Annotated in this window: 13 protein-coding genes and 1 tRNA gene; 10 read left to right on the forward strand and 4 right to left on the reverse strand. The window is 65.0% G+C overall.

Translation table 11 applies throughout. The annotated features are described in order from the left end of the window. Positions 1-42 precede the first annotated feature (42 nt). Both ACX1DW_RS15500 and ACX1DW_RS15505 read right to left on the reverse strand, forming a co-directional pair. Entirely contained in the window at positions 43-1,308 is a 1,266-nt protein-coding gene (locus ACX1DW_RS15500; RefSeq protein ID WP_152480686.1) for an inorganic phosphate transporter, read from the reverse strand. Positions 1,309-1,349: 41 nt separating this feature from the next. Further along, positions 1,350-2,027 (reverse strand): TIGR00153 family protein, encoded by a 678-nt coding sequence (locus ACX1DW_RS15505; protein WP_102839398.1) that lies wholly within the window; start codon positions 2,025-2,027, stop codon positions 1,350-1,352. Positions 2,028-2,140: 113 nt separating this feature from the next. On the opposite strand from ACX1DW_RS15505, the gene ACX1DW_RS15510 reads away from it, so the two are divergent. Together ACX1DW_RS15510 and ACX1DW_RS15515 are read left to right on the forward strand one after the other, a co-directional pair. Beyond that, positions 2,141-3,505, forward strand: coding sequence for a CYTH domain-containing protein (locus tag ACX1DW_RS15510; RefSeq protein ID WP_458991811.1), 1,365 nt, complete (start codon positions 2,141-2,143; stop codon positions 3,503-3,505). A gap of 98 nt (positions 3,506-3,603) precedes the next feature. Beyond that, positions 3,604-5,388, forward strand: a complete 1,785-nt coding sequence (locus ACX1DW_RS15515) for a GspE/PulE family protein (protein WP_458991812.1) — start codon at positions 3,604-3,606, stop codon at positions 5,386-5,388. Between the two features lie 194 nt (positions 5,389-5,582). Here ACX1DW_RS15515 and ACX1DW_RS15520 read toward each other — a convergent pair whose 3' ends face one another. Continuing rightward, positions 5,583-6,296: a murein L,D-transpeptidase catalytic domain family protein gene (locus ACX1DW_RS15520; RefSeq protein WP_063541542.1), complete on the reverse strand. Its 714-nt coding sequence runs from the start codon at positions 6,294-6,296 to the stop codon at positions 5,583-5,585. A gap of 224 nt (positions 6,297-6,520) precedes the next feature. On the opposite strand from ACX1DW_RS15520, the gene ACX1DW_RS15525 reads away from it, so the two are divergent. The 4 genes from ACX1DW_RS15525 (at position 6,521) to ACX1DW_RS15540 (ending at position 13,851) form a co-directional block, all read left to right on the forward strand. After that, positions 6,521-8,113: a L,D-transpeptidase family protein gene (locus ACX1DW_RS15525; protein ID WP_458991813.1), complete on the forward strand. Its 1,593-nt coding sequence runs from the start codon at positions 6,521-6,523 to the stop codon at positions 8,111-8,113. Positions 8,114-8,298: 185 nt separating this feature from the next. Next, on the forward strand, positions 8,299-13,008 hold the full coding sequence (locus ACX1DW_RS15530; protein WP_458991814.1) for a PAS domain S-box protein: 4,710 nt from the start codon (positions 8,299-8,301) through the stop codon (positions 13,006-13,008). 67 nt (positions 13,009-13,075) lie between these two features. After that, positions 13,076-13,384 (forward strand): DUF2388 domain-containing protein, encoded by a 309-nt coding sequence (locus ACX1DW_RS15535; protein ID WP_458991815.1) that lies wholly within the window; start codon positions 13,076-13,078, stop codon positions 13,382-13,384. A 41-nt stretch (positions 13,385-13,425) separates the two neighbouring features. Further along, positions 13,426-13,851 carry an OsmC family protein gene (locus ACX1DW_RS15540; protein ID WP_458991816.1) on the forward strand — a complete coding sequence of 142 codons (426 nt, stop codon included), beginning with the start codon at positions 13,426-13,428 and terminating at the stop codon, positions 13,849-13,851. 82 nt (positions 13,852-13,933) lie between these two features. Here ACX1DW_RS15540 and ACX1DW_RS15545 read toward each other — a convergent pair whose 3' ends face one another. Next, a complete protein-coding gene (locus ACX1DW_RS15545; RefSeq protein ID WP_102839393.1) occupies positions 13,934-15,040 on the reverse strand; it encodes a TRAP transporter substrate-binding protein in 1,107 nt (368 codons plus the stop codon). Between the two features lie 295 nt (positions 15,041-15,335). Between ACX1DW_RS15545 and ACX1DW_RS15550 the strand changes: the two genes are divergently transcribed. From ACX1DW_RS15550 to ACX1DW_RS15565, 4 genes are all read left to right on the forward strand, one after another. Next, positions 15,336-15,887: a TRAP transporter small permease subunit gene (locus tag ACX1DW_RS15550; RefSeq protein ID WP_011911501.1), complete on the forward strand. Its 552-nt coding sequence runs from the start codon at positions 15,336-15,338 to the stop codon at positions 15,885-15,887. Further along, positions 15,880-17,256: a TRAP transporter large permease gene (locus ACX1DW_RS15555; protein ID WP_458991817.1), complete on the forward strand. Its 1,377-nt coding sequence runs from the start codon at positions 15,880-15,882 to the stop codon at positions 17,254-17,256. The genes ACX1DW_RS15550 and ACX1DW_RS15555 overlap by 8 nt, the downstream gene beginning before the upstream one ends. 88 nt (positions 17,257-17,344) lie before the next feature. Then, positions 17,345-18,550, forward strand: a complete 1,206-nt coding sequence (locus ACX1DW_RS15560; RefSeq protein ID WP_458991818.1) for a methyltransferase — start codon at positions 17,345-17,347, stop codon at positions 18,548-18,550. 97 nt (positions 18,551-18,647) lie between these two features. Continuing rightward, positions 18,648-18,723, forward strand: a tRNA-Thr gene (locus ACX1DW_RS15565). Positions 18,724-18,760 lie beyond the last annotated feature (37 nt).

The following is an 18,760-nucleotide window of genomic DNA, read 5'->3' on the forward strand; positions in this document are numbered from 1 at the left end:
AAACGCCCCGCCGAGGCGGGGCGTCGATCGCGTCGGCTCGACTCAGGTAAAGATGAACTTGAGCACGGTGAAAAAGACGATCGCGAGGAAGGCACCGGCCGGCAGGGTGATCAGCCAGGACATGAAGATCGAACCGACCACGCCCAGGTTCAGCGCACCGATACCACGGGCGATACCGATGCCAAGCACGGCACCCACCAGCGTATGGGTGGTGGAAACCGGCAGGCCGATGGCCGAGGCGCCGACCACGGTGGTCGCGGTGGCCAGTTCGGCGGCGAAGCCGCGGCTCGGGGTCAGCTCGGTGATTTCCTTGCCAATGGTGGCGATCACCTTGTAGCCGTAGGTGGCCAGACCGATGACGATACCGAGCGCGCCCAGCAGCAACACCCAGCCCGGCACCGCGGACTTGGCAGCGATGTCGGCCGCACCACCGGACTCGATCACACCGACGATGGCAGCCAGCGGACCGACGGCGTTGGCCACGTCGTTGGCGCCGTGGGCGAAGGCCATCGAACAGGCGGTAAAGATCATCAGTACGGCAAAAACCTTCTCCACGCTGGCGAAGTGGAAGGTCTTGTCCGCCTCCACGTCCAGCTTGATGCGGCTGAGCAGCGCCACGCCGAGCAGCGCCACCAAGAGACCAATGCCGAAGGCGATGACCACGCCCTGCTGGCTGCTCAGGTGCAAGCCAACATGCTTGAGGCCTTTGGTCACCGTCATCAAGGCGACCATGAAGCCGGTCAGGAACATGTACAGCGGGACGAAGCGTTTGGCGTTCTCGAAGGGATGATCGGTGTTGATGATCAGTTTCTGCACGCTCATGAACAGACCGAAGGCCACGATCCCTGAAAGCATTGGCGTGACCACCCAGCTGGCGACGATCGGCCCGATGGCCTCCCAGTGCACCGCATCGGTGGATACGCCGACGGCCGCGAAGCCGATGACCGCGCCGATGATCGAATGCGTGGTGGAAACCGGCCAGCCCTTCATCGTCGCGATCAGCAGCCAGGTACCGGCCGCCAGCAGCGCCGACATCATGCCCAGCACCATCAGATCGGGCGGGATGACCTCGGCATCGACGATGCCGTTCTTGATCGTCTCGGTAACCTCGCCACCGGCCAGGTAGGCCCCGCAGAACTCGAAGATCATCGCCACGATGATCGCCTGCTTGATGGTCAGCGCACGGGAACCGACCGAAGTGCCCATGGCGTTGGCGACATCGTTGGCGCCGACGCCCCAGGCCATGAAGAAACCGAATGCGCAGGCGAGAATCAGGAGTACGAAGCCGTAATCCGCAATAAGAGACATAAGGAAAACTACCTGTTGAACCCAGAAAGGACGCTGGCGCCTCAGCGCGCCAGCAATTGTTCCAGACGGTTGCCGACGCGCTCGGCGCGGTCGGCTACATCACCGATCCATTCGATGATCTTGTAGAGGAAGATCACGTCGACTGCTGGCAGGTCCTTTTCCAGATGAAACAGTGCACGGCGTACCGTGATCTGCATGCGGTCGGTTTCGCGCTCGATCTCCTCGAGCTCCTCGACCATCTTTTCGACGAGTGTGGCTTCACGGCCGCTGAAGCCGGTCTCCAGCAGCGAATCCAGTTCCTTCAGCGCCTTCAGCGCCTGGGCGCTGGCGTCGACGCTGCGCTGCACGTAGGCCAGCATCTGCGGCTGCAGCGCCTGCGGGATGGTCATGCAGCGGCCCAGCATCAGACCGGCGATGTCCTTGGCGCGGTTGGCGATCTTGTCCTGTACACTCAGCAGGTCCAGCAGGTCGGAGCGCGGCACCGGCAGGAACAGGCTCTTGGGCAGGTGCTGGCGTACGCTCTTCTTCAGTTTGTCGGCTTCGTTCTCCAGCTGCGCCATCTGCTGCTGGATCTGCTCGACCTTTTCCCAGTCTTCGGCCATCACCGCCTGGAACAGCGGCACCAGGTTCGCTGCACATTCATGCGACTTGGCCATATGCTGCTGCATCGGGCCGATTGGCGAACGTCCGAACAAGCTGACGAAAGGATTGACTGGCATAGGGTATGGCCCCGGCTTGAAAGAGGCGGCAAGTATACGGACAGGCCATCACGCCTGCTACCGTGCGTCATCAGACTGCAACATCAACACATCATAGGCACCCAGTCGGCACCATGCAGAAAGAAACCGAAATCAAGCTACGCGCCAGCCGCGAAACCCTGCTCGCCCTGCGCGAACATCCGCTGCTGAAAAAGCGCAACAAGAGTGGCTGGTCGCGCCATGAATTGTTCAACCAGTATTACGACACCCCGGACCGCGCACTCGCTCAGGCCCGGGTCGCGTTGCGCCTGCGCCGCGACGGCGAGCAATTCATCCAGACCCTGAAAAGCCGCGGCCAGAGCGTCGCCGGTCTGTCCGAACGCAACGAGTGGGACTGGTACCTGGACAAGGCCAAGCTCGACGTGAAGAAGCTCGGCGACGACTGCTGGCCGGCCAGCCTCGCCGAACTCGACAAGAAGACCCTCAAGCCGATCTTCACCACAGACTTCGTTCGCGAGAAAGCCGAGATCGCCTGGGGCCGTGGCAAGACCAGGGTCGTCATCGAGGCCGCGTTGGATCTGGGACAGGTCAAGGCCGGCAAGCAGTCCGAGGAGATCTGCGAGCTGGAACTGGAACTGCGCCAGGGCGAACCCGAAGCGCTGCTGGAACTGGCCGCCGAACTGGCCGCCGATCTGCCGCTGATGCCCTGCGACATCAGCAAGGCCGAGCGCGGCTACCGCCTGTACGACGCCGATGGCTACAGCCTGCAGCTGCCAGCCCCGGAGCTGACGCCCGGCATGGCGCTGGACGATGCCATCGTCGCCCTCGGCTGGCAGTTGCTCGGCAACAGCCAGCGCCTGGCCGAGCAGTACCGCTTCAATGGCCGCTGGAAGCTACTGGGCGAGTGGCTACAGCAGCTCATCGAACTGCGTGCCCTGCTCGGCAGCCTCGGCCAGGCCGCCCCGCGTGCCAGCAGCCGAGAACTGCGCGAACTGCTCGATATGCTGATCCAGGACTGGCGCCCACGGGTCGAAGCCGGTCAGGACGATGAAAGCGTGCGCAAGGCCGCGCCGGCGCAGTTCACCGGCGAGCTGAGTCAGACCCGCTGGGGCCTGCTGTCGCTGAAAGCCTCGCTGTGGCTGCTGCAACGCCGCTGGACCGAAGGCCGCAACGCCCGCGGCGATCGCCAGGGCGCGGCCGAGCTGGGCAAATGGCTGCCGCACCTGCTGGCCGAAGAAGCCAAAGCTCTGCAATTGCCACGCTACCAGCAGCAACCCGAAGACCTGGCCGAGCAGAGCCCGCGCATGGAACGCATGCTGGTCTGGCTGCACCTGGCGCGCGGCGTGCTGGAGCTGCCGGAAACCGACCGTCTCTACGGCGAACTGGCCAAGCTCCACGAAATGGCCCGTCAGCCGCTGGACGAAGCAGCGCGCGAGCAACGCGTCGAGCAGGCCCATCGGGTCTGGACGCTCAAGGCCTGGAAGCTGCTGGAAAAATAACGGCATCAACGCTGCGCAAAGTTGAACCCCGGCAGCAGACAGCGTCGGGGGTTTAACGGCAAGCTTGGTTTTTTGCGCCGCCACGTCGAAGGAACTCCATGTCCGTGCTGAACTCGCCCACTCAGGACCGCCCTCTCGATCTAGCCGACCTGTTGCGCGAGCTGGTCACCCAGGGCCGAGTCGCCCAGGACAGCGCCGAGCAATGCCTGACGGTGCGCCGCAGCGCGGTGGCCAACCAGCAGCATCCGTTGGAATTTCTCGCCGCGCAGCAGCTCGACGATCTGCGCCGGCCGGGCAAGAAGCTTGACCTGGAGACGCTGACCGTCTGGCTCGCCGAGCACGCCGGCCAGCCGTACCTGCGCATCGACCCACTGAAGATCGACGTCGCCGCCATCACCCCGCTGATGTCATACGCCTTCGCCCAGCGCCACAGCATTCTTGCCGTAGCGGTGGACGCCAGCGCCGTGACCATCGCCAGCAGCCAGCCGTTCGTACACGGCTGGGAAGCCAACCTGACCCACGTGCTCAAGCGCCCGATCAAGCGCGTGGTGGCCAACCCGGCGGACATCCAGCGCTTCACCGTGGAGTTCTACCGCCTGGCCAAGTCGGTCAGCGGCGCCAGTGGCAGCGAGCAGAAGATCAGCGGCGTCGGCAACTTCGAGCAGCTGCTCAACCTCGGTGCCAGCGACCAGGAACCGGACGCCAACGACTCGCACATCGTCAACATCGTCGACTGGCTGTTCCAGTACGCCTTCCAGCAGCGCGCCAGCGACATCCACATCGAGCCGCGCCGCGAGCAGGGCACGGTGCGTTTCCGAATCGACGGTGTGCTGCACAACGTCTATCAGTTCCCGCCGCAGGTGGCGATGGCGGTGGTCAGCCGGCTCAAGACGCTGGGGCGGATGAACGTCGCGGAAAAGCGCAAACCGCAGGACGGGCGGGTCAAGACCAAGACCCCGGACGGCGGCGAAGTGGAGCTGCGCCTGTCGACCCTGCCGACCGCCTTCGGCGAGAAGATGGTGATGCGCATCTTCGACCCCGAAGTGCTGCTCAAGGGCTTCGACCAATTGGGTTTTTCCGCCGACGACCTGCGCCGCTGGCAGAGCATGACGGGCCAGCCCAACGGCATCATCCTGGTCACCGGGCCGACCGGTTCGGGCAAGACCACCACGCTCTACACCACGCTCAAGCAGCTGGCGACGCCGGAAGTGAACGTCTGCACCATCGAAGACCCGATCGAGATGATCGAGGGCGCCTTCAACCAGATGCAGGTGCAGCACAACATCGACCTGACCTTCGCCAGCGGCGTGCGCGCGCTGATGCGCCAGGACCCGGACATCATCATGGTCGGCGAGATCCGTGATCTGGAAACCGCGGAGATGGCCATCCAGGCCGCGTTGACCGGCCACCTGGTGCTCTCCACCCTGCACACCAACGATGCCCCCAGCGCGATCACCCGCCTGCTCGAACTGGGCGTGCCGCACTACCTGCTCAAGGCCACGCTGCTCGGGGTCATGGCCCAGCGTCTGGTGCGCACGCTGTGCCCGCATTGCAAGGCGCCGGTGCAGCTGGATGCCGATGACTGGAGCGCGCTGACCCGGCCCTGGAATGCCCCTTTACCGACCACCGCGCAACGGGCGGTCGGTTGCCTGGAATGTCGCGATACAGGCTTCCGCGGCCGGGCTGGGGTTTACGAGATCATGCTGCTGAACGATGCGATCAAACCGCTGATCACCGCCGACACCGATATCGTCGCCCTGCGCCGCCAGGCCTTCAAGGACGGCATGCGCAGCCTGCGTCTGTCTGGCGCGCAGAAGATCGCCGCCGGGCTGACGACCATGGAAGAAGTGCTGCGGGTAACGCCGCAGAGCGAGCAGAAATAGCCGGCGGCTCAAGGCGTTCGTAGGGTGGATGTCGCTTTTTACATCCATCGCGACTCCGGCCAGTGGATCGGTGAAGCGTGGTCCACCCGGCACCAGCTGGGGCAGCGGCCTGGCCGCGAATAGCTCGCGCCCAATCAGCATCAGCGGCCGAAACCACCGATGGGCCTGCCTTACACCTGAGGCTGAACGACGATTCAGCCATCCGCCCTTGCAGCGAGAATGCTCGCCACCTGATTGGGCTTGCAGTTGAGGTAGGCCGAGGACTGCAACCACTGCTGGTCCGGGTACCAGGAAAACATGAACTGGCCGCCCTTGAGACTATCGACCACCATCCGTGCCACCTCCGGCCGAACCGCCGGGCAGCCCTGGCTGCGGCCGATGCGACCCTGGGTGGCGATCCAGGACGGATTCACGTAGGCGGCCGGGTGAATGACGATAGCGCGTTCACGGGCGCGATCATTGATACCTGGTTCCAGGCCGTCCATGCGCAGCGAGTAGCCGTGCTTGCCACTGTAGCTCTCGGCAGTGCGGAACAGGCCGATGCTGGACTGGTGGCTGCCGACCTTGTTGGAGAAGCGGGTGGCATGGTTGTCGCCAGATTTCTGCCCATGCGCGACCAGATCCTCGAGCAGCAACCGCTCCTGCTCCAGGTCGAAGATCCACAGCCGCTTTTCGCTCGACGGTCGCGAGAAGTCGATCACCGCCAGGCGCTGGGCCGCAGCGGCACCATTGTTCACGGCGCACTGCATGGCCGCGACCGCATGAGTCAGGACCTGCCGGTCCAGCTTGGGGGCCAGCCGGGCCAGGCTGTCGACCATCGGCTGATAGGTGGCGGTGGCCGCCCAGACAGGCACAGCGAAAACGAAAAGACCCGCCGCCAGGCAGGCACGTCGAAGAATGGACATCATGAACGACAAACCTCATCGGCCACGGCCTGACGACTTCCTGTCTGGCCGGTGCCTCATGCCCGCGGCACATTGCAGCAGCGGAGCAATTAAGCCGGGCGGGACGAACGAGCCCCAACTTCCCGGCACGATATGTTCTTATGGACCGGACGGCTGAACAGCGAAGCCGGCGCCGTGGCCCCACGGGGCGCAGTCTAGCAGCCACCGCAACGGCTTGGAGCGAGACCTTGGTTAAAAAATGTGCATCCCGTCTGACCCTGTGGCTATGCCTGGCCCCCTGGCTGGCCGTTGCCGCTCCGTCCGCTGCCGCGCAGACACCCGTGTCCGCCGCCTTGCAAGGGCTGCCGCACGGCTGCCCGACGCTGCCGGCGGAGCTGCCTGACGGCGCCCTGCAACGCCTCCGGCAGTTCTACCAGGCAACCGGCGAGCGCCCGGTCTGGACGTCCTACCCCATGCTCGACGAACTGCTGCGCCAGCTTGCGATGCTGGCCGATGACGGCCTCGATCCGGCGCAGTACCAACCCGAGCGGGTCCGCCATGAACTGCAGCGCAGCAGCACCGATCCATGGGCTCGCGAATGCGCCGACATCCTGGCCAGCCATGCCTACCTCGAAGCGCTGCAGCATCTATCGCATGGTCGCCTGCTTCAGGCCGAGGTCGAACCCCTCTGGCGCAACCCGCAGCTGCCCGAGCGCGACGATGGCGAACGGTTGCTGCAGATCGCTGTGCAGGGCCTGGCCGATCTGCCCGAGGCGTTCGATCGTGCCCGCCCTGAGCTGGCGCTCTATCGCGACCTGCGAGCGGCCTATGCCGATCTACGCCAGCGCCCACTGCCGGCATGGCGAGCCGTGCCGACAGGACCGACCCTGCGCCCGGGAATGACCGACCCGCGGGTACCCCTGCTGCGCGAGCTGCTGCTGGCCGGCTCAGGTACGGCGGTGGCCCTGAACCAGCACTACGACGGCGAGCTGGTGCAGGCGGTCAAGCGGTTCCAGACCCAGCACGGCCTGGAAGACGACGGCGTGGTCGGTTCCGCGACCCTGACCGAACTGAACGTCAGTCCGGCCAGCCGCCTGGATCAGCTGCGCATCAACCTGGAGCGCCTGCGCTGGGTCAGCCGCGATCTGGAAGCTCAGTCGCTGCTGGTGGATATCGCCGGAGCCCGGCTGATCTACTTTCGCGACAGTTGCCCGTTCTGGCAGACGCGTACCCAGGTCGGCCGGCAGGCGCGGCAGACGCCGCCGCTGAAATCGCAGATCACGCGCCTGACGCTCAACCCCACCTGGACGGTTCCGCCGACCATCCTCAAGCAGGACAAATTGCCCCTGATCCGCCAGGACCCGGGGTACCTGGCACGCAACCAGATGCGTGTGCTCGACGCCAAGGGCAACAGCCTGGACCCGCAGCACGTCGACTGGAACAACCCGCGCGGCATTCTGCTGCGCCAGGATGCCGGGCCGGCCAACCCGCTCGGGCAGGTGGCAATCCGTTTCGACAATCCCTACTCGGTCTACTTGCACGACACGCCAAGCCAGCCATTGTTCGACCGCGCCGCTCGCGCCTTCAGCTCCGGCTGCGTGCGCGTCGAGTCGGCTTTGCAACTGGTCGATCTGTTGCTGGAAGACCACGAGCGCCCCGAAGTCGCCACTCTGCTGCAATCGGGCAAGACTCACGAATACCGCCTGGCCCGCCCGACGCCGATCCTGATGGCCTATTGGACGGCCGACACCGATGCCGACGGTCACCCCCGCTATCGACCGGATATCTATCACCGCGACGCCGCGCTGAACGCCGCGCTGAACGCCGCCAGCAACCGTTGATCGGCCGCAGCCCGATCACGTCGGGAAATGCACTCCATTCGTCGGGGATTTTGTCCGTTGCAGCCTGAACCAAGCAGGCTCGGCGTAGTCTTTTGCTGACCGCTCGGCAACCGAATCGATGCCGAGTGTTTCGCCATGGGATTCGCCTGAATTACTCAGTGCAATGGATAGCCGAGCAGGACATTTTGAACGCCGACCACAGTGCCCCCGCCGCGACCTGGAATGAAGCCGAGCGGTTGACCGCCTTGGCCCGCTATCGCGTGTTCGACGGCACGCCCAACACGGAACTTGATGAGCTGGCAGCGCTGGCCGCAGAGCTGTTCGCCTGCCCGGCGGCAGCGATCCACCTGATCGATCAGCACCAGCAGCATTGCATAGCCGCGTTCTCCATCGAACAACAGCCGCAGGAGCGCGCTTGTTCGGTGCCGGCGCAGGCTATCGAGCAGGCAGATCCGCTATTCGTTCGACGGGCGGACGAGCTCCGCGCCCCTGTCCGAATGCCCCGCCTCGTCGACGGCCAGCACGCCGACTTCTGTGCCGCCGCCGTACTGCGTGACGCGGACGGACTACCGCTGGGCACGCTGTCTATCTATGACCGCCAACCACGCGAGCTCAGCGCACGCCAGCGGGCCCAGCTAGAGGCATTGGCACGCCAGGCCATGGCGTTGCTGGAACTGCGGCGCATATGCAACGAACAGGCGCGTAGCCGGCAGATCATCGACAGCGCGCAGAATTACGCCATCATCGCCACCGATCTGCGCGGCCTCGTCACCAGCTGGAACAGCGGCGCGCAACAGCTGCTCGGCTGGTCGGAGGACGAGGTTTGCGGCCGTCATGTCGAACTCATGTTTACCGAGCAGGATCGCGCCGCCGATGTCCCCGAGCAGGAAATGCGCACCGCTCTGGAGCAGGGCCGTGCGCTCGACGAGCGCTGGCACCAGCGCAAGGATGGCGAACAGTTCTGGGCCAGCGGCATCCTCACGCCGTTGCTGGAGGATGGACAGCCGCTGGGTTTCGTCAAGATCCTGCGCGACCTGACCGAGTCGCGGATGCGACAGGCTGCGGCCCGCGAAACCGAAGAACGCTATCGCACCCTCGTCGACCTCAGCCCGCAGGTGATCTGGCAGTGCGATGCAGATGGCAGCCTGAGTTTCTGCAACAGCTACTGGACCGACTTTACCGGCCTCGCAACCGAGCAATCGCACGGTGACGGCTGGCTGCAGGCGGTCACCGAACCCGATCGCCAGCGTGTCGCCGAGCAATGGCGGGCCGCGCTGCGTCGGGAGCTGCCGTTCAAGCTTGAGCTGCCGCTGCGCGATGGCGACGGCAGTCAGCGCTGGTTCCAGGCGAGCGCAGCGCCGGTCTACGACGCCGGCGGCAAACTGCTGCACTGGGTTTGCGTCGCCCAGGATGTCGATGCCCGGCGGCGGCTGGAGATGCAGCGCCTGGAAAGCGAAGCCTTCACCCGGCTGCTGCTGGACTCGGCCAACGAAGGCTTCTATTCCATTGATCGCAGCGGCGCGGTCACACTGTGCAATGATGCCTTCCTCAACATGCTCGGCTTCACCAGCCGCGAAGAAGTGCTCGGCAGGCAGCTGCACCAGCTGATTCATCACAGCCACCCGGACGGTACCCCCTACCCGGTGCAGGACTGCCCCATCCAGCACACCGCCACGACCGGCGAGCCGCGGCATGTCGAACACGAGCTGTTCTTCCGTGTCGATGGCAGCAGCCTGCCGGTGGAATACCGCGTCGCACCGATCTATCGCGACGGCGAGCTGCAGGGGGCCATCTGCACCTTCAGCGACATCAGCGAACGCACCCAGCATCAGGCCTTGCAAGCGTTCCTGCTGGAGCTGAGCGACTGCCTGCAGGCCAGCAGCGAGCGTGTCGACGTCTGCTGCGTGCTCGACGAACGCCTGGCGAAACTCATGCGTTGCGACTGCATCGCCTGGGGCTGGCTGGAAAACGCACGGCTCTCGGTGCAGGCGCAATGGCCGGCCCCAGGCGCAACGAGCCGCATCAGCCAGCATGACCTGGCTGCCGTTGCCACCGACCTGAGCGAGCGGCTGGCTCGAGACAGCATCGTTGTGTTCGACCCGGACCACGCGCCGAGCGAGCCCTTGCGCCGCAGCCTGGCCGCCGACGCCTTGCTGCTGACCGAATTGCCAGGAGCCGAGCCCGGTAACCAGCAGGCAGTACTGCTGTTCATTCGCAGCCAGCCGAACCGCTGGAGCGCAGACGATATCGCGCTCACTCGTGAGGTGCTCGAGCGCATTCGTCGCGCCGCCGAGCGCGCCTGTGCGAACAAGGCGCTGCGCGAAGCCGAACAGCGCATCAGCCTGGCCAACGAGATCGCTTCGACCGGCGTCTGGGAATACCGCGACAGCCAGCACTCGCTGCACTGGGATGCGCAGCTCAAGGCCATGGCCGGACTGTCACCCGATGAGCCGGGACTGGACGTGCAGGAGATCCTCGCCCGCGTCCATCCGGATGATCGGGGCAAGCTGTTCAAGGCACTGAGCGATACGCTGAAGGGTGAGGGCGACGGCGAGTTCCAGCTCGACTACCGGATGTTCGACACCCGTATCAACAGCTTCATCTGGCTGGCCAACCGCGGACGCCGGCTGGTCGATGGCAACGGCGAAGTGCGCATTCTCGGCACGGCTCGCAACATCACCGCCGAGCGCAGCGCCGCCGAGCGCATGCAGCGCATGAACGAGATGCTCGAGCAGCAGATCCGCGACCGCCAGCAGGCCGAACAGCGGCAGACGGCGCTGATCGAACTGGGCGACCTCCTGCGCGAACAGCACGACAGCCAGACCATCGCGCATGCGGCGGTCAGCGTGATCGGCAGGACCATCGGCATATCCCGCGTCCTGTTCGCCAGCGTCGATCTCTCCAGCCAGAGCGCCACCATTGAGCGCTACTGGAGCGATGGCAGCTCCGACAGCAGCAGCGAGACGGTCTATTTCGCCGATTACGGCGACTTCTTCTACGATCTGCAGGAAAACGAGCTGGTGGTGATCGAGGATGTGCTGCACGACGCCCGCACCGCCAGTCACGCGGAGAATTTCGCCGAAAGCCTGATCCGCAGCATCGTCTGCGTGCCACTGTTCGAGCAGGGCCGTCTGGCTGCTGTGATGATGCTGCTCGAAGACCAACCGCGGGCCTGGCTGGACGACGACATCTCGTTCATTCGCGAGGTCGCCGACCGCGCCTGGTCCGCCGACGAACGCATGCGCGCCGAGCGTGCCCTGCGCGAGAGCGAGGAGCAGTTCCGCACCCTGGCTGACAACATGAGCCAGTTCGCCTGGATGGCCGACCCGAACGGCCGCATCTACTGGTACAACAAGCGCTGGTACGACTATACGGGCACCACCCAGGAAGCCATGCGCGCCCTGGGCTGGCGTGCGGTGAATCACCCGGACCATCACGAGCGGGTCAGCGCCTCGATGAAGCGTGCCTTCGCCATCGGCTCGATCTGGGAGGAAACCTTTCCGCTGCGCGGCAAGGATGGCAAGTATCGCTGGTTTCTCTCGCGCGCCCTGCCTATTCGCGACGACTTCGGCCAGGTTACCCACTGGTTCGGCACCAATACCGACGTTACCGCTCAGGTCGCCGCCGAGGAGGCGCTACGCGAGCTCAACGACAGCCTGGAACGACGCGTGGCCGAGCGCACTCGTGAACTGGCGGCGATCAACAGCCGGCTGCATATCGAGATGGCCGAGCGCGAACGCGCCGAGGAAGCACTGCGACATGCACAGAAAATGGAAGCCATCGGCCAGCTCACCGGTGGCCTGGCGCACGACTTCAACAACATGCTCACCGGCGTGCTTGGCGCCCTGGACCTGATTCAGCGCCGCGTCGCCAACGGCAGCACCAGCGATCTGGACCGCTATATCGATGCCGCCACCACCTCCGCCAACCGTGCCGCGGCGCTCACCCATCGCCTGCTCGCCTTCGCCAGACGCCAGTCGCTGGATCCCAAGCCCGTCGACGTGAACCTGCTGGTGGTGTCGATGGAGGATATGCTGCGCCGTACGATGGGCGAGCACATCCAGCTGGAGGTCGAGCTGCAGGCCGATGCCTGGCAGGCCTACACCGACGGCCATCAGCTGGAAAACGCCCTGCTCAACCTGGTGATCAATGCACGCGACGCCATGCCCAACGGCGGTAGGCTCGGCGTGCACACGCAGAACCTGCATATCCAACAACGCCAGCCAGATGCCCCCGAACCGGGCGACTATGTCGTGCTGAGCGTCACCGACAATGGCGCCGGCATGTCTGCCAAGACCATCGCCAAGGCGTTCGACCCGTTCTTCACCACCAAGCCGATCGGCCAGGGAACGGGGCTGGGGCTGTCGATGGTCTACGGCTTCGCCAAGCAGACCGGAGGCCATGTCAGCATCGACAGTACGCTGGGCAAGGGCACCCGGGTCACGCTTTACCTGCCGCGCAATCAGGCCGCACGGAACCCCCAGCACCAGCCGGAACAGCCTGCCGAGACGCCCAGTGCGCAGCACGGCGAAACGGTACTGGTCGTCGAGGACGAGGCCGCGGTGCGCATGCTGGTGGTCGAAGTGCTGCAGGAGCTGGGCTATCAGGTGCTGGAGGCGTTCGACTCGGCCAGTGCACTGCCTTACCTGGACGGCGACCAGCGTCTCGACCTGCTGGTCAGCGACTTCGGCCTGCCAGGCCTCAACGGTCGACAACTGGTGGAACGCGCGCGCCAGGGCCGCCCCGATCTGAAGGTCCTGTTCATCACCGGCTACGTGCCGGACGATGAAATGCGCAACGACTTCCTTGGGCCCGGCATGGACATCCTCACCAAGCCGTTCAGCATCGACATCCTCGCCGCGCGCATCCGGCGCCTGATCGACGGTCGCGACTGAGCGCAACCGGAACTCCGATCGGCGTCGCGCACTCTCAGGAAGGACGACAGCACAGAGGTTTCCGCTCATGCGCAAGATACGACTCGCGGCGCTTACCCTCGCCCTGGCACCCCTGGGCACGGCCATGGCCGATGGCCTGGTGCGCGACATCCTTTCCTCCGGCGCGACCACCGCATCCACCTACCTGACCTTCAAGGACAACAAGCTCGTCGTTCCGGCGCGCGAGGATGCCGGCACCTTCGTCGCCAGCAATGGCGAGATCCGCGGCCCGTACCTGGAGGCCGCACTGCAGCAGATGCGTCGCGAGCAGCCCGACCTGCAAGCCAGCGACATGGAGCTGGCAACTGCCATCCTGGCGGCCGAACAGCCGCGCTGAGCGGCGTGCCAAACCCGCAACCCATATCCGGAGGACAGTTCATGAAGAAGAGCGCTTCGGCCGTCTGGCAAGGCGGCCTGAAAGACGGCAAGGGCACCATCAGCACCCAGAGTGGCGCGCTGAAGGACAACCCCTACGGCTTCAATACCCGCTTCGAGGACACGCCCGGGACCAATCCGGAGGAGCTGATCGGCGCGGCCCACGCCGGCTGCTTCTCAATGGCCTTGTCGATGATGCTCGGCCAGGCCGGCCTCACCGCCGAACGCATCGAGACCCACGCCGAGGTGACGCTGGACAAGGATGGTGAAGGCTTCAGCATCACGGCGATCGACCTGACCCTCAGGGCACGCATTCCGGGTGCGAACGACGCTCAGTTCCAGCAGATCGCCAACCAGGCCAAGGAAGGTTGCCCGGTGTCCAAGGTGCTCAACGCACGCATCAGCCTGAACGCGACGCTGGAAGGCTGATCGCTCTTCCAACGCGCGGAGCTCGGGCGAAAAAAAACGCCACACCGTTGCCGGTGTGGCGTTTTCGCATCCGGGGTATCTATCAGCCGCGGATGTTGTAGATGTCCTTCTCGTTCAGCTCGGCGTACTCGTACAACCGCTTGAGATAGGCACTCTGCTGTTCCCACACCTTGGCGGCCACCGGGTCGGCGTTGGCGGACGCATCGACCACCTCGGCGGCGACTTCCTTCAGGCGGGCCAGCACATCGTCCGGCAGGCGGCGGACTTCCACGCCCTGCTCGCGCAGCTGCTCCATGGCTTCCATGTTCTTGGCGTTGTAGTCGTCGAGCATGTCGCCGTTAACCGCACGGGCAGCGGCCCGGACGATGGCCTTGAGGTCATCCGGCAGGGTTTCCCAGGCCTTCAGGTTGACGTCCAGCTCGAAGGTGACGTTCGGCTCCTGCCAACCCGGGGTGTAGTAGTACTTGGATGCCTTGTGCAGGCCCAGCGCCAGGTCGTTGTACGGGCCGATCCACTCGGTGGCGTCGATGGCACCGGTCTGCAGTGCGGTGAAGATCTCGCCGGCTGGCATGTTGACCACCGTACCGCCCATCTTGGTCAGCACTTCGCCGCCCAGGCCCGGGGTACGCATCTTCAGACCCTTGAAGTCGTCGACCGAGTTGATTTCCTTGTTGAACCAGCCGGCAGTCTGTACGCCGGTGGCGCCGCAAGCCATCGGCAGCACGCCGAACGGCTTGTAGACCTCCTCCCACAGCTCCATGCCGCCGCCGCGATGCAGCCAGGCGTTCATTTCCTGCGCGTTCGGGCCAAACGGCAGCGCACAGAAGAACTGCGCCGCCGGCACCTTGCCTTTCCAGTAATAGGGAGCGCCATGACCCATCTCGGCCGTGCCGCGCGACACCGCGTCGAAGACTTCCAGAGCCGGAACCAGCTCGCCCGCGGCATACACTTTGACGGTCAACCGGCCGTTGCTCATCTCGTTGACCAGCTTGGCAAAGTTCTCCGCCCCGACGCCTACGCCCGGGAAGTTCTTCGGCCAGGAGGTGACCATCTTCCAGTTGAATGTCTGCTGCTCGCTGGCCTGCGTGCTTTCGCCTGCGGCCGGCTTTTCACTCTTGTCGTTGCAGCCGGCCAGTGCGGTGGCCGCCAGGCCTACGCCAGCGGCGGTGAGAATGTCACGACGTTTCATGAGGTTACTCCTTGTTATTTGTTCTTATTGCGCAACGGCAAGGCTACGCTTTTTTGCCGGATCGCCTTGCGCCTTTCGTTCCGTTTCGAGCGCCTGAGTCAGGCTGAGCGCTGGCTCGCACGGCGAAACCTGCGCCGGAAATGCATACGCCACTTCGGGCTCGACTAACATTAGAGCCTCCGGCGCCTCAAGCCTAGCGCATAAGCTAAAAGTCGTAGGCCGATTGCTGCAACGCGCCAGTGCTGCAAGAATCGACCCCTCCCGCCAACCTTGCGTCTACTAAGAAGGACTACCAATGTCCCAGAGCCCCCCGCCCCTGCTGCGCGTGGCTGGCCTCATCGATGCGCTCAACATGCGCCTCGGCCAGCTATGTGCCTGGATCACCCTGTTTCTCGTCATTGGCACCGCCATCGTGGTGGTACTGCGCTATGGCTTCGGCATCGGCGCAATCGCCCTGCAGGAAGCGGTGATGTACGGCCATGCGCTCGTTTTCATGGGCGCCGCCGCCTGGACCCTGCAACGCAACGGCCACGTCCGCGTCGACATCTTCTATCAGAAGTTCAGCAGCCGCCGGCAGACCGCCGTCGATGGCCTCGGCCATCTGCTGTTCCTGCTGCCGGTGTGCCTGTTTCTCGGCTGGAACAGCTGGGATTACGTCAGCAGTTCCTGGGCGACGTACGAGGGCTCCAACGAGTCCGGCGGGCTCAAGTTCGTCTACCTGCAGAAGAGCATCATTCTGCTTCTGGTCGCCAGCCTCGCCCTGCAGGGCATCTCCGATCTGATCAAGGCAGGCTACCGCCTGGCCGGTCGCCTGCCTGAAGCAGAGCAGGAGGTGAAGCATGGGTGAGATCATGGCCATCCTGCTGTTCATCAGCATCTGCTTCGCCCTGATGTCGGGCTACCCGGTCGCCTTCACCCTTGGTGGCATGGCACTGCTGTTCGCCGGCATCGGCGTGGTCACCGGCTCGTTCGACGTGGGTTACCTGCACGCGTTACCGAACCGCATCTTCGGCATCATGAACAACCAGACGATGCTGGCCGTGCCGCTGTTCGTCTTTATGGGCGTGATGCTGGAGAAATCGCGCGTTGCCGAAGACCTGCTGGAATCGATGTCGCGACTGTTCGGCACCCTGCGTGGCGGCCTGGCGATTTCGGTCTGCGTGGTGGGCGCGCTGCTCGCGGCCAGCACCGGCATCGTCGGTGCCACCGTGGTCACCATGGGCCTGCTGGCGCTGCCGACCATGCTGCGTCGCGGCTATGACCCGGCCATCGCCACCGGCACCCTGGCCGCCACCGGCACCCTCGGCCAGATCATCCCACCATCGATCATCCTGGTTCTGCTGGGTGACGTGATGTCCAGCGCCTTCCAGCAGGCGCAGCTGAAGATGGGCATCTTCTCGCCGAAGACCGTCTCGGTCGGCGACCTGTTCGTTGGTGCGCTGATCCCTGGCCTGGTGCTGGTGGGCCTGTACATCCTCTACCTCGTCGCGGTGGCGATCTTCCAGCCGAAGAAGCTGCCAGCGCTGCCGCAGGAAGAGCTGGGGCCGATCGAGTGGGGCAAGCTGATCGGTGCGTTGCTGCCACCGCTGGCGCTGATCACCGCAGTGCTCGGCTCGATTCTCGCCGGCTACGCCACGCCGACCGAGGCCGCCGCCATCGGCGCGCTGGGCGCGACGCTGCTGTCGATCGCCAAGGGCCAGCTGAATTTCGCCCAGCTCAAGCAGGTCGCCTTCGGCACCACCGAGATCACCTCGATGGTGTTCCTCATCCTCATCGGCGCCTCGCTGTTCTCCCTGGTCTTCCGTGGCTTCGGCGGTGAAGCGCTGATCGAGGATGCCCTGCACTCGCTGCCCGGCGGCGTGCTCGGCGCCTTCCTGGTGGTGATGCTGGTCATCTTCCTGCTGGGCTTCATCCTCGACTTCATCGAGATCATCTTCGTGGTGGTGCCCATCGTCGGCCCGATCCTGCTCGCCATGGGCTTGGACCCGGTCTGGCTCGGTGTGATGTTCGCCATCAATCTGCAGACCTCGTTCCTCACCCCACCCTTCGGCTTCTCGCTGTTCTACCTGCGCGGCGTCACGCCACGCAGCGTGCCCACCAGCGTGATGTACAAGGGTGTGCTGCCTTTCATCATGATCCAGATCGGCATGCTGGTGGTGGCGTACATGTGGCCGGGCCTGGTGACCTGGCTGCCGGAACAGGTCTACGGCAAGTAGCCCGACACAACGCCCGTCCTCGACGGGCGTTGTGCTTTATGGCAGGCGCTCCCGCTACAATCGGCGCCTGTTCATATACCCGCCGCCGATGTCCGCCGCCCCCAACCTGCTCGAGCGCTTCCAGGCACTGGACCGCTTCCTCACTGCGCACCAGTCGCTCTGGCGGCCGCGGCCGTTCGTCTGCCAAACGCTGCCATGGGAAGCCGAGCACCCCGAACTGGCCGCCTGGCTGCGAAGCCGCTCGCTGGCCGATGCCGAGGCCGCGCACAACCAGCCGACGACGCTCGGCGCACCCGCACCTTTTCCTGAGCTGGCTCACCTCGCCGACCGACTGAGCCATCTCGACGCGTTGCCCGCCGGCGAATCGCCAGCCATGGACCATCGCTACGCGGTGGACGTGCCAGGCCGCAAGGCGCTGCAGATTCAGGCCTTCGGCGCCCGCCTACGGTTCGCCGAGGCGCCGACGCACTGGCTGGACTGGTGTGCCGGCAAGGGCCATCTCGGGCGCTATCTCGCCCGCGATGGCGCCGCACTGACCTGCCTGGAATGGGATGAAACACTGGTACGGACAGGCGCGCATATGAGCGAGCGGCTCGGCATCCCGGCCCGACACCGCTGCCAGGACGTGCTCGCAGCCGATGCCGGCGACCAGCTACAGGCCACGCACACCCCCGTCGCACTGCACGCCTGCGGTGATCTGCATGTACGCCTCCTGCGCCTGAGCATTGCCAAGGGCTGTCGCCAGCTCGCCATCTCCCCCTGCTGCTACAACCGCACCCGGGACGAAATCTACGTGCCACTCTCCGAAGCCGGCCGGGCCACGGCGCTGCAACTCAGCCGCGACGACCTCGGCCTGCCGCTGAGCGAAACCGTCACCGCTGGCGCGCGAGAACGGCGCAACCGTGACCATTCGATGGCCTGGCGGCTGGGTTTCGATCTGCTGCAGCGACGCTTGCGCCAGCAGGACGACTACCTGCCGACGCCCTCGCTGCCCAGCGCCTGGCTGAAGAAGGACTTCGCCGACTACTGCCGCGACCTGGCCGCCCTCAAGCAACTGCCCGCCCCGGGCGAGCAGGACTGGGCCGCACTGGAGCGGGCCGGCTGGCAACGCCTCGCCGAAGTGCGCAACCTCGAACTGGTGCGCGGCCTGTTCCGCCGCCCGCTGGAACTCTGGCTACTGCTCGACCGCGCCCTGCTGCTGGCGGAGCACGGCTACCGCGTGCGCCTCGGCACCTTCTGCCCCAGCGAACTGACGCCGCGCAACATCCTCCTGCTGGCCGAGCGCTACCGATAACGCGCAAATGTGAAGCGGCCTGAATAAGCCGGCGCAAGTGACCGTCAGCTAACGGTTTACTCGCCGCCCGCAATGGATATAATGGCGACCCTCACTTGCCGGTATAGCTCAGCTGGTAGAGCAACTGACTTGTAATCAGTAGGTCCCGGGTTCGATTCCTGGTGCCGGCACCATATAAATCAAAGGCTTGCAGCGATGCAGGCCTTTGTT

It is taken from the genome of Stutzerimonas sp. KH-1 (assembly GCF_054483855.1).